At 71.5% G+C, this 14,052-nt stretch carries 11 protein-coding genes and 1 riboswitch; of the genes, 5 read left to right on the top strand and 6 right to left on the bottom strand.

Annotation, left to right across the window (positions count from 1 at the left end):
* Window positions 1-5: 5 nt before the first annotated feature.
* Entirely contained in the window at window positions 6-1,463 is a 1,458-nt protein-coding gene (locus J3P44_RS22815) for a C40 family peptidase (RefSeq protein WP_255892804.1), read from the bottom strand.
* A gap of 334 nt (window positions 1,464-1,797) precedes the next feature.
* Here J3P44_RS22815 and J3P44_RS22810 point away from each other — a divergent pair, with 334 nt between their 5' ends.
* Window positions 1,798-2,745, top strand: coding sequence for a hypothetical protein (locus tag J3P44_RS22810; RefSeq protein WP_255892803.1), 948 nt, complete (start codon window positions 1,798-1,800; stop codon window positions 2,743-2,745).
* A gap of 104 nt (window positions 2,746-2,849) precedes the next feature.
* On the opposite strand, the gene J3P44_RS22805 is transcribed toward J3P44_RS22810, so the two are convergent.
* From J3P44_RS22805 to J3P44_RS22790, 4 genes are all read right to left on the bottom strand, one after another.
* Complete coding sequence (locus J3P44_RS22805; protein ID WP_255892802.1) at window positions 2,850-3,896, bottom strand: phosphatase PAP2 family protein; 1,047 nt, start codon at window positions 3,894-3,896, stop codon at window positions 2,850-2,852.
* Window positions 3,897-3,917: 21 nt separating this feature from the next.
* Window positions 3,918-4,922: an ABC transporter ATP-binding protein gene (locus J3P44_RS22800; protein ID WP_255892801.1), complete on the bottom strand. Its 1,005-nt coding sequence runs from the start codon at window positions 4,920-4,922 to the stop codon at window positions 3,918-3,920.
* Window positions 4,923-4,924: 2 nt separating this feature from the next.
* A complete protein-coding gene (locus tag J3P44_RS22795; RefSeq protein ID WP_255892800.1) occupies window positions 4,925-6,559 on the bottom strand; it encodes an ABC transporter permease in 1,635 nt (544 codons plus the stop codon).
* 50 nt (window positions 6,560-6,609) lie between these two features.
* On the bottom strand, window positions 6,610-7,719 hold the full coding sequence (locus J3P44_RS22790; protein WP_255892799.1) for a thiamine ABC transporter substrate-binding protein: 1,110 nt from the start codon (window positions 7,717-7,719) through the stop codon (window positions 6,610-6,612).
* Window positions 7,714-7,824, bottom strand: a riboswitch (TPP riboswitch). Its footprint overlaps the gene before it by 6 nt.
* A 36-nt stretch (window positions 7,825-7,860) precedes the next feature.
* Here J3P44_RS22790 and J3P44_RS22785 point away from each other — a divergent pair.
* Window positions 7,861-8,298, top strand: a complete 438-nt coding sequence (locus tag J3P44_RS22785; protein WP_255892798.1) for a GNAT family N-acetyltransferase — start codon at window positions 7,861-7,863, stop codon at window positions 8,296-8,298.
* Here J3P44_RS22785 and J3P44_RS22780 read toward each other — a convergent pair.
* A complete protein-coding gene (locus tag J3P44_RS22780; protein WP_255892797.1) occupies window positions 8,264-9,397 on the bottom strand; it encodes an aldehyde dehydrogenase family protein in 1,134 nt (377 codons plus the stop codon). The genes J3P44_RS22785 and J3P44_RS22780 overlap by 35 nt on opposite strands.
* Window positions 9,398-9,491: 94 nt before the next feature.
* Between J3P44_RS22780 and J3P44_RS22775 the strand changes: the two genes are divergently transcribed.
* The 3 genes from J3P44_RS22775 to icmF all read left to right on the top strand — a co-directional run bounded on the left by J3P44_RS22775 (window position 9,492) and on the right by icmF (window position 14,037).
* Window positions 9,492-10,235 carry a helical backbone metal receptor gene (locus J3P44_RS22775; RefSeq protein ID WP_255892796.1) on the top strand — a complete coding sequence of 248 codons (744 nt, stop codon included), beginning with the start codon at window positions 9,492-9,494 and terminating at the stop codon, window positions 10,233-10,235.
* 9 nt (window positions 10,236-10,244) lie between these two features.
* On the top strand, window positions 10,245-10,736 hold the full coding sequence (locus tag J3P44_RS22770; protein WP_255892795.1) for a MarR family winged helix-turn-helix transcriptional regulator: 492 nt from the start codon (window positions 10,245-10,247) through the stop codon (window positions 10,734-10,736).
* 76 nt (window positions 10,737-10,812) lie between these two features.
* Complete coding sequence (icmF, locus tag J3P44_RS22765) at window positions 10,813-14,037, top strand: fused isobutyryl-CoA mutase/GTPase IcmF (RefSeq protein WP_255892794.1); 3,225 nt, start codon at window positions 10,813-10,815, stop codon at window positions 14,035-14,037.
* Window positions 14,038-14,052: the final 15 nt, after the last annotated feature.

The raw sequence follows: 14,052 nt of genomic DNA, 5'->3' as shown, positions 1-14,052 counted from the left end.
CACGATCAGGGGCGCGCGAAGAAGTTGGGCGCGCGCCAGTAGTACATCGACTCCTGGCTGACGTTCCGGCCGGTGCGTGGGGCGTGGATGATCTGCCCGCCACCGATGTAGATCGCGACGTGGTAGATCGAGCTCGGACTGCTCGACGAGCCCCAGAAGACGAGGTCGCCGGGAGCCAGCTGGCTGACGCTGAGCCTCGATGACTGGGTGTACTGCGCGACCGAGTAGTGCGGGAGGTACTTGCCGCCTTGTGCCCACGCCGCGGACGTGAGTCCGGAGCAGTCCCACGCATCGGGACCGGCGGCGCCGTACTGGTAGGGCTTGCCGATCTGCGCCTGCGCGAACGCGATCGCCGCAGACGCGTCGCCCGACGGTGCCGTCGGGGTGGGGCTGGGCGTCGGGGTGGGGGTCGGGGTGGGGGTCGGCGTCGGGGCCGGAGTCGGGGTGGGGGTCGGCGTCGGCGTCGGCGTGGGGACCGGCGACGGCGTCGGCGTCGGCGTCGGCGTGGGGATCGGCGTCGCGCTGGGAGTCGGCTTGCTGGTCGGCGTGGGCGTCGGCGTCGACTGCTGCTCGGCGAGGGCCTGCGCCTGCTGCTCGGCGAGGGCCTGCGCCTGCTGCTCGGCGAGGGCCTGGGCCTCCGCCTCGGCCTGTGCTGCCGCGGCAGCAGCGGCGGCGGCCGCCTCCTCGAGAGCGGTCTGGCGCTTCTCGGCGAGCCGGACGCTGATGCCCTCGAGCTCGGCGAGCTCGGCGATCAAGTCGGCCTTGGTCGACGAGATCCGCTGCGCCTGGGTGCCGGCGTCGGCCTGGGCTGCAGCGGCCGCGTCGCGCGCCTGCTCGGCCTCCAGCTCGGCCGCGGCGGCTCGCTCGGACGCCTGGGCGGCCGTGCTGGCGGTGACGTCGGCGACCGCGGAGGCGGCCGTGAAGGCGTCGTACTGGCTGTCCAGCGCGTCGGAGGTGTTGCCCATGCTCACGCTGCGGTCGATGAGGGACTCGATGCCGTCGGCGTCGACGACGGCGCTGAGGCCCTGGACCTGTGAGGCCTCCTCGTAGGAGCGCACGACGGTGTCGGCGTAGAGCTCGCGCTGCGCCTCGACGTCCTCCCGGGCCTCCTCGGCCGCGGCCTCGGCCTGGGTGGCCTCCTTGCGCGCCTCCTCGGCCCGCCAACGGGCTCCGTTGTAGGCCTCGGCAGCCTGGGCCGCGGTGTCACCCGCCGACTCGAGGGCGAGGTTGGCCCGGATCAGGTCGGCCTGCACGTCCGCCACGTCACGGCCCTTGTCCGCCGCCTGCTTCTCGGCCGCGGCGATGTCAGCCTCGCTGGGGACGTCACTCCCGTCGTGGTCGTCCGCGAACGCCACGCCATGTCCCCCCAGCGCCAGTCCGGCGACGAGCACGAGCGCCGACGCCCAGCGCGACGTCGTACGACGTGGCACCGGTGCGGGGTCGAGCGGTGGAGCGAACAGCACGGGGGTTCCCCTCGGGTCTTGGACCCGTGCGACTTCCCCATCGCACGGGTAACTCGAGGCACGCTAGTGAACTTTCGTCACACCGGGAACACTTTCCTCAACTTTTTCACTTTGCATCGGCGTGTCGGCTTGACGAACTACAAGACTGTCATTCGCGCAGGATGGGGCGAAGGGTCCCCGGATATCCGGGGACCCTCACGCTTAGTAGCCGAGATCTCACCTCCAAAGCGTGAGACTCGGGTGCAAAGGTTGGCTTCGGCGGGCTCACAGCCCGGTTGTCCACAGGCTGCGTGCCGGGAGGGTAGGGCGCAGGCGCAGCGGGGACATCGCCAACATGCACGATGACACCAACACTGACCTCCACGGCCTGGTCCGCCTGCGAGGGGACCTGCTGGCCGAGGGCCTGACCGACAACCAGATCGCTCGCCTCGTACGTGCCCGGGTGCTCCACCGCATCCGGTACGGCGCCTACGTGCCGTACGACGTGTGGGAGTCCCTCTCCGTCGAGGATCGGCACAGGCTCCTGGGCCGCGCGGTCCTGGCGCGGGCACACCCGTCGACGGCGTTGACCCACGTGTCCTCGATCGTCGAACGCCGCGTGCCGGTCTGGGGCGTTCCGCTCGACGTCGCACACACCACGCGCGAGCTCCCCGAGCGTGCCGGCAGGCGGAGTGCCGACTGGATCCCCCATCGTGGCGTCCTGGGCGAGACGGACATCGAGGTCGTGAACGGCGTCCGCATCAGCAAGGCCGCGCGCTCGGCGTTCGAGGTGACGACCATCGCCGGGGTGGAAGCGTCACTCGTGGCGGTGAACCGACTCCTGCACGCGGGTGCCATGACCGTCGCCGAGTTTGCCCAGACCGTCGAGGAGCACCAGTGCTGGCCGGGGAGCCTCACCGCTGACCTCGTGCTACGGCTCGCCGATCCGCGACTGGAGTCGGTAGCGGAGGATCGCTTCGCCTACCTGTCGTACAAGCAGGGACTGCCGCGCCCCGAGCCGCAGTGGGAGGTGCGCGACGAGTGGGGAAACCTCGTGGCGCGTCTCGACTTCGCATGGCCCGAGCTGGCGACCTTCCTCGAGATCGACGGCAAGATCAAGTACGAGCGCTACCGCAAGGACGGGGAGTCCCTCGAGGAGTACCTGATGCGCGAGAAGGAGCGCGAGAGACTGGTGTGCCAGCTCACGGGCTGGACGTGCCTTCGTGCGACCTGGGCCGACCTGGCGAGGCCAGAGATCCTCGCTGCCCGGATCCGTGGAGTGCTCGCCGCGCGGTCGAAGTGACTCCCTTTGCACCCAAGTCTCCTGCTTTGGAGCCGATGCTTTGCCTACAAAGCAGGAAAGTCACCGGATATCCGGGGACTCTGTTGGGCGACCCCGTACGACGGTCAGTCGACCTCGACGGGCACCTGGGAAGTCGTGGAGGTGGGGTGGGACGCCAGCCCGTGCCTGTCGAACTTCTGCCCGCTCGCGAGACCACCGAGCCAGAACGAGAACAGGGCGATGACCACCCCGGCGAGATCGTCGGCGATGTAGTGCCAGCCGAAGTAGAGGGTGGCCACGACGGTGATCGCGAAGTTCGCCCAGAAGATGATGTGCAGGACCCGGTTGCGGAGGGTGTACTGCACCATCAGCGCCACGAGCAGGGTGATCGCGACGTGCAGGGACGCAAAGCCGGCCACTGACTGCACCGAGCCCTCGGCGCCGTTGCGTAGCACCCCCCACCGTCCGTAGGACAGGGACTCCATCAAGGCGGTCGAGCCGGTGGTGGCGAGGTCGGTGTAGAGGTAGCTGTACTGGAAGCCGGGGCCGAGGGTCGGCAGCGCGTAGTAGGACGCCGTGCCGAGCGCCCAGGCGAGGCACTGCGAGGTGGCGAACCAGTAGCCGAAGGTGATGTTGCGCGACCACACCAGCCACGCCGCGAGCGCCAGCGGCACCAGCGGCAGGAACCACAGGTAGATCGTGGAGAGGAAGTGCGCGGAGATCCCGGTGCCGAGGACGGTGTGCAGGATCGTCGCCGGCTCGTGACCGAACATCAGCGCCCGGTCGATGAGGTGCAGCTCGCGGTCGTACTTGTCCTCGCCCATGATGAAGGGCAGGAACGACTTGAGGTTCCGGTAGCAGACGTAGGTGATGTAGAAGGAGACCAGGCCCAGCACCACCAGGATGACCCGCTCCCGGTCCCAGTGGCTGCGGATCCGCTCTCGCACCAGCTCCGGCATCAGCGCGGGCTTCATCTTCGAGGCCCACAGGGTGCGGGGCAGCAGGTCGAGCAGGAAGGCGCCGAGCACGAGCAGCGGCAGCCTCAGCCACGACGGGCCGAGGAAGCCCTCGGGGTCGACGAGCGGGCGGTCGAGCACGAACGCGGCCGTCAGAGCCAGCGCGCCCATGATGGCAGCGACTCCCACGAGAAGGGCATAGGCCGGTCTGTACACGGACGTCAGTGTAGGGACGGGTCAAGCGCCGGGCGTGATCGGCAGGACCGCGAGACGCGTCACGTCGACGCGGAGCGCGACCTCGTCGCCGGGCGAGACCCGACTGCCCAGCGGGGCGACCGCGTCCAGCCTGCCGATGCCGTCGGCGTGCACCACGAGGCGCACTTGCTCGGGCGTCACGCGGGCCGACTCGACCCTCGCCCGGATCCCCCGGGCGGCCCCGTCCGCCACGAGAGCCGATCTCCGGAGGGCAACCGCCGGCGCCGCCGGCAGGCCGGCCGCGTCGAGCACCTCGCTCGCCGCCTCGCCCCGGACCACCCGAGCGTAGCCCAGGAACAGCGCGGTCTCCTCGTCCACCGGCTCGCGCCACACCTCGTCGATCTCGCCCGACTGCACCACGCGTCCGTCGCGCATGACGGCGAGCCGGTCGGCGAGCGCGAAGGCCTCGTCGTGGTCGTGCGTGACCAGCAACGCGGTCGTGCCGGCGGCGTGCAGGATCTCGCGCAGGTCGGCGGCCAGTCGTTCGCGCAGGGTCGCGTCGAGCGCCGACAGGGGCTCGTCGAGCAGGATCAGCCGCGGCTCGACGGCGAGGGCTCGCGCGAGGGCCACGCGCTGCCGCTCGCCGCCGGACAGGGTGCCGGGCAGGCGGTCGTCGTAGCCCGACAGCCCGACCAGCTCGAGCAGCTCCCGCACCCGGGCGGCCAGGCGAGCCGAGGGCGTACGCCTCAGCCGGAGGGCGTACGCCACGTTGCGGGCGACCGTGAGGTGCGCGAAGAGCTGGCCGTCCTGGAACATGAGGGCGAAGCCGCGCTTGTGGGTGGGTACGCCGGCGAGGTCGGCGTCGTCGACGGAGATCGATCCCCCGGAGAGCGGCTCGAGCCCGGCGACGGCGCGCAGGAGGGTGGACTTGCCGCACCCCGAAGGCCCGAGCACGGCGAGCACCTGACCGGCGGCGAGGTCGAGCGACACCTCGTCGACGGCGACGGTGTCGCCGTAGCGGACCGAGACCCCGCGCAGTGACAGCACGGTCAGAACGCTCCCACACCAGGCACGCGCAGCCGCTCGACTGCGAGCATCACCACGGCCGTGGCGGCCGCGAGGACGACGGAGGCGGCGAGCGCCATGCCGTAGTTCATCTCACCGGGGTGACCGATCAGCCGGAAGATGACCACCGGCAGGGTGGGGCTGTCGTCGCGGGCGAGGAAGGACGTCGCGCCGAACTCGCCCAGCGACGCGGCGAACGCGAACCCGCTGGCCGCGAGCATCGGCTTCCACACGACCGGCAGGTCGACGGTGAGGAGGGTGCGCCAGGGCGACGCGCCGAGGGACGCGGCCGCCTGCCGCTGACGGTCGTCGATGCCACCGAGCACCGGCGTCAGCGTGCGCACCACGAGCGGGAGAGCCACCAGCGCCTGGGCCATCGGCACGAGCAGGGGCGAGTCGCGCAGGTCGAGGGGAGGTCGGTCGAGGGTGATGAGGAAGCCGAAGCCGAGTGTCACCGCACTGACCCCCAGGGGCAGCATGAAGAAGCCGTCGAGGATCGAGCGGACCCGCCGCTCGGCGACCGAGTGCGAGCGGCGGGTGACGATCGTGGCCACCAGCACACCGACCAGGAGGGCCATCCAGGTCGCGTCGACGGCAGTGCGCAGACTCGTCACCAGGGCCGTCGTGACCGGCACCAGCAGTGCCTGGTCGTCGCCGGACGTCGAGAGCGCGCGGTAGTTGTCCAGCCCCCAGCCCTCGCCGACGCTGAGCGAGCCGAGCACCAGCGTGAGGATCGGCAGCAGCATCGCTCCCAGCACGAGCAGCGTCGCGACGACCACGGGGGCGTCGCCGCGTCGTACGGCACGGACGGGCGTGACGGTGCGGTGGGCCGTCGGGTCGGGAGTCGCGCGCAGTCGCGCGGCGAGGGCCAGGAGGCCGACCACGACGACGATCTGCAGCACCGACAGCGCCGCCGCTGCCTGCAGGTCGAAGATCGTCGTGGTCAGCAGGTAGATCTCGGTCTCGACGGTCGCGTGCTTGACCCCGCCGAGGGTGAGCACGATGCCGAACGCCGTGGCGCAGAAGAGGAACACGATGCTCGCGGCACCGACGATCGCCGGCCGCAGGGCAGGCAGGGTCACCGTGCGCAGCACCTGCCACGGCGAGGCGCCGAGGGCAGCGGCCGCCTGCCCCGGGCGCGGGTCGAGCGACTCCCAGGCGACGCCGACGGTGCGGACGACGACCGCGACGTTGAAGAAGACCAGTCCGCAGACGATCGCGACGGGAGTCCCGTCCAGGCCCAGGAAGCCGAGGGGCCCGCCCTCGCCGAGCAGCTGGCGGAAGGCCACCCCGACGACGACGGTCGGGAGCACGAACGGCACGAGCATCGCCGCACGCACCGCCGCTCGGCCCGGCAGCGCGAGGCGGTGGAGGGCGTACGCCGCCGGCAGGCCGAGCACGACGGCCAGCAGGGTCGCGGCCCCGGAGGTCCACACCGTGAACCACGCCACCCGGTGCACACGCGGACGGGCGAGCACGTCGAGCACTGCTCCGGGAGCGAAGCGGCCGTCGGCCACGAACCCCTCGGCGACCATGCCGCTCACCGGCAGGACGAAGAGGACGCCGAGCACCAGCACCGGCGCGGCGGCCAGGGCGAGGAGGGCGAGGAGTCGGCGCACCTGTGGTCTCGTGACGGGCGCAGAGCGCCCTCCTCGACCCACAGGAGTGCTCACCGCGAGACGACGTCCGTCCACTCGGTCAGCCACTGCTCGCGGTTGGCCGAGATCTCCTCGGGCGCGACCTCGTAGGGGTCGGTGGGCTGGGGTGCGAACGCCGCCCAGTCCTCGGGCACGGTCACGTCGGGCATCACCGGGAAGACGTACATCGCCTCCGGCAGCGCGCTCTGCACCTCGTCGGAGAGCATCCAGTCGACCAAGGCCTCGGCACCCTCCGGGTTGTCGGCCCCTGCGAGCACGCCGGCGTACTCGACCTGGCGGAAGCAGGTGTCGAGCAGCGCCGCGGTCGTAGACTTCCCGTCGACCACGGTGAAGGCCGGGGAGGAGTCGTAGGAGACCACGATCGGACGGGTGCCCGTCTTGGACCCGGCGGTGAAGTCGCCGTAGTAGGCGTCCTCCCAGCCGTCGACCACCTTGGCGCCGTTGGCGAGCAGGTCGGTCCAGTAGGACTGCCAGTCGTCGCCGTACTCCGCGACGGTGGACAGGAAGAACGCCATGCCGGGGCTGCTGGTGGAGGCGCCGGGCGTGACGAGGAGGTCGGCGTACGCCGGGTCGGTGAGGTCGTCCAGGGTGCGCGGGGGCTCGATCCCCTCCTCGGCGAACCACGCCGTGTCGACGTTGACGCAGACGCTCGCCGAGTCGACCGGGACGAGGCGGTCGCCGCCCTCGGGCAGGACGTACTCCTCCGGCGGGGCGACCGAGGGGGTGACCTCGGCGAAGGCGCCCTCGCCGAGCGGGCGCGAGGCGAAGGTGTTGTCGATGCCGAAGGCGGCGTCGGCGATCGGGTTGTCCGCGGTCAGGCTGAGCTTGGTGGCGAGGGTGCCGGCGTCACCGGCGGCGCGCACCTCGAGGGTGTAGCCGGTCTCGGCCTCGAAGGACCTCACCAGCTTCTTGGGCAGGTGGAAGGACTCGTGCGTGGCGAGCACGACGGTGCCGCCACCGCCAGCCCCCTCGCCCTGGCCCTCGCCCTGGCCCTCGGCGGCGGACGTCGCCGGGGACGACGGATCCTCGGTGCCGGTGAGGCTGCAACCCGCGAGCGTCAGGGCGGCGAGTGCCGCAACAGCAGACGTGGTGAGGGCAGCGCGAACGCGTGCGTGCGTCATGGTGGGTGGACTCCCTATCGCCGGTGCTAGCCGGATCAGGTTCGGAGGGTCTGCGGCTGGTCCGCACTCTCAGCACGTCTCGCACGTGCTCCCCTGTCTTCTGCGGCCAGCCTAGCCCGCCCCCTCCGTAGGCTTCACGCCATGTCCACCCAGGTCCTCACGGTCCCCGTCGACGAGCTCGCGCCACGGCTGGCGTACGAGCTGTGGCGGCTGCGGCAGCAGGTCTTCGTCGTCGAGCAGGACTGCCCCTACCCCGACCTGGACGGGCGCGACCTCGAGGACACCACCCAGCACGTGATGCTGCTCGAGGACGAGAGGCTCGTCGGCTGCCTGCGCGTCCTCGACGACGGCGACTGGGCGCGCATCGGTCGTGTCGCGGTGGCACCCGCGTCCCGCGGCCGGGGGCTGGCCGCGCTGATGATGGACGCGGCGCTCGCCCTCTGCGGGGACCGGGAGGTGCGACTCGACGCCCAGACCGGGCTGACCGCGTTCTACGAGGGCTACGGCTTCGAGGTCACGGGTCCGGAGTTCGACGAGGACGGAGTCATGCACGTGCCGATGTGTCGGCGACGACCATGAGCACCGGCCCGAGGACCTCCTCCGTCACCAGCCGCGACTGCCGGCTGAGCCCGCCGATCACGGTCGGCGACACCCACCAGCCGTCGCGGTCGAGGACCCGGCCGCCGAGCGCGATGTCGCCGCCCTCGGACCGCGCGAGGGCGAGGTAGCGCGCGACGCGGTCCCGCGCGACCGGGGAGCGCAGCGGGCCGCAGAGGGTGTCGGGGTCCGCGGGGTCGCCGACGACGACCCCCTCCATCGCCGTGACTGCCGCCCGGAGCGCCTCGGCGTAGCGGTGCGGCGGCACGAGCACGCTGGTCGGCAGGCGGCAGCCCTGGCCGGCGTTGGCCGCGACCGCGGCGGCCGCACCCGCGACGACGGCGGCGAGGTCGGCGTCGTCGCGCACCCGGACCGGCACCGGCCCGCCGGCGTCGACGCGTACGCGCTTGCCGGCGCGCGCCGCGGCGACCTGGACGCGCTCGGCGTTGACGGCCGCACCGGTGTAGGACACCTCGTCGACGCTGGGGTCGAGGACGAGCGCGGTGGCGACGTCGACGTCGCGAGTGGACACGACGTTGAGCACTCCGCGAGGCAGGACGTCGAGGGCGATGCGTCCGAGCTCGAGCGCGGCGCTCGCGGCCTCGGCGGCAGGCTTGAGCACCACCGTGCCACCGACGGCGAGCACCCGGCCGACCTCGTGGAGGGCGACGGCCAGCGGCGAGGTCGCGGGAGTGATCACGGCAGTCACGCCGGGCGGCTCCGCGCGCAGCTCGCGCCGCATGGACGCGATCGCGGCATCGAGGTGGGCGCCCCGCAACGCGACCGGGACCCCGGTCTCGGCGGCCAGGAGCAGGGCCAGCTCGTCGGACCGGGCGACCAGCGCGTCCTGGAGCCGGCCGATCGTGTCGGCCCGCAGCGCTGAGTCGGTGCTCCACTGGGTCTCGTGGAAGGCACGCCAGGCCGCGTCGGTGGCCGACCGGACGTCGGCGACCCCGGCGTCCGGCACGTCCCAGAGCACTTCGCCAGTGGCGGGGTTGCGCGCGGGGAAGGACCATCCCTCAGCGGTCGTGCGCTCCACGCCGGCCACCGGCAGGCCAGAGCGCGACAGTGCATGCCTCATGGGGCAACTCCATCACGTCCGGGGGTCCGCACCCATCAGCCGGTCGTACGACTCGCCCCGTCCCATGTGACTAGCCGTGTCCTAGCCTCGTGCCATGCGGGACGACCTGGGAGCCGACGTCCCCCTGGCCGGCCCGGCGACGCGCGTGGTCTCGCTCGTCCCGTCGCTGACCGAGGCGCTGGCCGCGTCGGCGCCGGACCGGCTCGTCGGCGCGACCGACTGGTGCACCCACCCGCGCGACCTCGACGTGGCTCGGGTCAGGGGCACCAAGAACCCCGACCTGCGGGCGATCCGGGCCCTCTCCCCCGACCTCGTCGTGGCCAACATGGAGGAGAACCGCGAGCTCGACGTACGCCGGTTGCGCGAGGCCGGCGTCGCGGTGTGGGTCACCCGGATCGAAACCGTCGAGGAGTCGCTCGACTCGTTGTCCCGTCTCTTCGGCACCGGGCTCGGCGTCCCCGACCCGGCGTGGCTCGTGCAGGCGCGCGACCTCTGGTCGACCCCCTCGCCCCGGAGGCTCTCCGTCGCCGTGCCGATCTGGCGGGACCCGTGGATGGTGGTCGGCGCGCAGACCTACACCGACGACCTGCTCACCCGGGCGGGGCTGGCCAACGTGCTCGCCGACCGCGACGGGCGCTATCCGGCCGTCGACGTCGGCGAGATCGACCGCGCCGGCGCGGACGTCGTACTGCTGCCGGACGAGCCGTACGTCTTCACCGCCGACGACGGACCGGAGGCCTTCACGACCCCGACGCGGCTGGTCTCGGGGCGGCTGCTGACCTGGTACGGCCCGGCGATGGTCGAGGCGCACGCGATGCTGGCGGCACTGACTGGCTAACCTCCAGCCATGACCCGCGACCCGATCGGTGAGGCCCACCGCCAGTGGGTGGCGCACGGCTGGCCGGACGCCGCCGACGGGATGGCGATGGTGACCTCCGTCGTGCGTGCCCAGCAGCTGCTGATGGAGCGCATCGACGCGGTGCTGCGGCCACGCGGCCTGACGTTCGCCCGCTACGAGGTGCTGCGGCTGCTCTCCTTCACCCGTGATGCGGCGATGCCGATGTCGCGGCTCGGCTCGCTGCTGCAGGTGCACCCCACCAGCGTCACCAGCGCCGTCGACCGGCTGGTCGCGCAGGGCTACGTCGAGCGGGTGCGCGACGACCAGGACAAGCGGGTCGTACGAGCGGTGCTGACCGATGCCGGCCGCGAGGCCGTCGAGGAGGCGACGGCGGTGCTCAACGCCGAGGTCTTCGAGAACCCCGGCCTGCCGGAGGCTGACGTGCGTGGGCTGACGGACAGCCTCACCGCGCTGCGCACCGGGCTCGGCGACGCCCTCTGACCCACCGCCGCCGGCTTCCGTGGCGCCGTCAGCCTTGTGACTTCCGAGTAATAGTTGGATGTCCTACTATCTAGGCATGACCGAGCTGCACACCCCGAAGAACCCGATCCGTCTCGTCACCGCCTCGGCGCTCTTCGACGGCCACGACGCCTCGATCAACATCATGCGGCGGATCTTCATGAGCCAGGGCTGCGAGGTCATCCACCTCGGGCACAACCGCTCCGTGCAGGAGGTCGTCGACGCCGCGCTGGAGGAGGACGTCCAGGGCGTCGCGGTCTCGTCCTACCAGGGCGGGCACGTGGAGTACTTCGAGTACCTCGTCGAGTCGCTGCGCGCGGCGGGCGCGGGCCACGTCAAGGTGGTCGGTGGTGGCGGCGGCGTGATCGTGCCGTCCGAGATCGCCAGGCTCCGTGCGTCCGGGGTCACCATCTTCTCCCCCGAGGACGGCCAGAAGATGGGCCTGGTCGGCATGATCAACTCCGTCGTCGCCGACTGCGACGTCGACCTGTGGTCCGACGGCTCGGTCACGGTCGAGGGCGTCCTGTCCGGTGACCGGTTCGCGGTGGCTCGCGCCGTCACCGGCGCCGAGGGCGGACGCCTCGACGAGTCGATGCTCGAGGAGATCCGGAAGGCGGCCGCGCGCCGCGTCGTGCCCGTGCTCGGCATCACCGGCACCGGCGGCTCCGGCAAGTCGTCGCTGACCGACGAGATCGTGCGCCGCTTCCGCACCGACCAGCAGGACAAGCTGCGGATCGCGGTCATCGCCGTCGACCCGACCCGTCGCAAGGGCGGCGGCGCGCTGCTCGGCGACCGGATCCGCGCCAACTCGCTCGACGGCGACCGCATCTTCTTCCGCTCGCTCGCCACCCGTGGCGCCCACGAGGTGCCCGAGCACCTCGGCGACGTCATCGACGTGATGAAGGCGGCCGGTCACGACCTGGTGGTCGTCGAGACGCCCGGCATCGGCCAGGGCGACGCCGGCATCGTGCCGCTGGTCGACCACTCGCTCTACGTCATGACGCCGGAGTTCGGCGCCGCCTCGCAGCTGGAGAAGATCGACATGCTCGACTTCGCCGACACCGTGGCCATCAACAAGTTCGAGCGCCGCGGCGCCAAGGACGCCCTGCGCGACGTCGGCCGCCAGCTGGTCCGCAACCGGCAGGCCTTCGGCAAGCAGCCCCAGGACATGCCGGTCTTCGGCACCAGCGCGGCCACCTTCAACGACGACGGCGTCACCGCGCTCTACCAGCACCTCCGTGGCGAGCTCGCCGACGTCGGGCTCGAGGTCCAGGAGGGCACGCTGCCGCACGTCGACGTACGCCACTCCTCCGGCATCCGACAGGTCGTGCCGGCCGACCGGGTGCGCTACCTGTCCGAGATCACCGAGACCGTCCGCGGCTACCATGCCCGCACGACCGAGCTCGCCGAGGCGGCGCGCAACCTGCAGCGCGTGCAGTACGTCGCCGACCAGCTGGGCGACGGCGACGCCGGTGGGGTGCCCGCTCTGCTCGAGGCGGCGCGCAAGGCCGTCCCGCACGAGATCGCCGACCAGATCGCCGGCTGGCCCGCCGTCGTCGAGTCCTACTCCGGCGACGAGCAGGTCGTCGTGGTGCGCGACAAGGAGATCCACACCAAGCTCACCAAGAACTCGCTCAGCGGCAGCGCCATCCCGCGCGTCGCGCTGCCGCGGTTCGACGACCACGGCGAGCTCGTCCGCTTCTGGCGCAACGAGAACCTGCCGGGCTACTTCCCCTTCACCGCCGGCGTCTTCCCGTTCAAGCGCGACAACGAGGACCCCGCCCGGATGTTCGCGGGCGAGGGCGACCCGGCTCGCACCAACCGCCGCTTCAAGATCCTCTCCGAGGGCAACGACGCCACGCGGCTCTCGACGGCTTTCGACTCGGTGACGCTCTACGGCCGCGACCCCGACCCGCGCCCCGACGTCTACGGCAAGGTGGGCACGTCCGGCGTCTCCGTCGCGACGCTCGACGACATGAAGGAGCTGTTCGACGGCTTCGACCTGGTCGCCCCGACGACCTCGGTGTCGCTCACCATCAACGGCCCGGCCCCGACCGTGCTGGCGTTCTTCCTCAACACCGCGATCGACCAGCAGGTCGATGCCTTCGTCGAGCGCGAGGCTCGCGAGCCCAGCGCCGAGGAGCGCGCGCAGCTCGCGGCGTACGCGCTCGCCAACGTGCGCGGCACCGTGCAGGCCGACATCCTGAAGGAGGACCAGGGACAGAACACGGCGCTCTTCTCCACCGAGTTCTGCCTGCGGATGATGGCCGACATCCAGGAGTGGTTCATCGAGCAGCAGGTGCGCAACTTCTACTCGGTCTCCATCTCCGGCTACCACATCGCCGAGGCCGGGGCCAACCCCATCAGCCAGCTCGCGTTCACCCTGGCCAACGGCTTCACCTACGTCGAGGCCTACCTCGCGCGCGGCATGAAGATCGACGACTTCGCGCCCAACCTGTCGTTCTTCTTCTCCAACGGCATGGACCCTGAATACTCCGTGCTCGGCCGAGTGGCACGCCGCATCTGGGCGGTGACGATGAAGGAGAAGTACGGCGCCTCGGAGCGCTCCCAGAAGCTGAAGTACCACGTCCAGACGAGCGGGCGGTCGTTGCACGCGCAGGAGATGGACTTCAACGACATCCGCACCACGCTGCAGGCGCTCATCGCCATCTACGACAACGCCAACAGCCTGCACACCAACGCCTACGACGAGGCGGTGACGACCCCCACGGAGGAGTCCGTACGCCGTGCGCTGGCGATCCAGCTGATCATCAACCGCGAGTGGGGCCTGGCGATGAACGAGAACCCCCTCCAGGGGTCCTTCATCATCGACGACCTCACCGAGCTCGTCGAGGCGGCCGTGCTCGCCGAGTTCGACAGCATCAACGAGCGCGGCGGCGTGCTGGGCGCGATGGAGACCGGCTACCAGCGCGGCCGCATCCAGGACGAGTCGATGCTCTACGAGCACCGCAAGCACGACGGCTCGCTGCCCATCATCGGGGTCAACACGTTCGTCAAGGAGTCGGCGGCCGACGCGCAGCCCCAGGAGATCGAGCTGGCCCGCGCCACCGAGGCGGAGAAGGAGTCCCAGCTCGCGCGGGTGCGTGCCTTCCAGGCCGCGCACGGCGCCGAGGCGCAGGAGGCCCTGGCCCGGCTCAAGGACGCGGCGGTCTCCGGTGACAACGTCTTCGCCGTCCTCATGGATGCCGCGCGGGTCTGCTCCCTGCAGCAGGTGACCGAGGCGTTCTTCGAGGTCGGGGGCCAGTACCGCCGCAACGTCTGAGCCTGCCGGACGGTC

Origin of the sequence: Nocardioides astragali (assembly GCF_024436375.1) — a bacterium.
Classification (GTDB): Bacteria; Actinomycetota; Actinomycetes; order Propionibacteriales; family Nocardioidaceae; genus Nocardioides; species Nocardioides astragali.
This window is presented reverse-complemented; position numbering and strand designations above follow the sequence as displayed.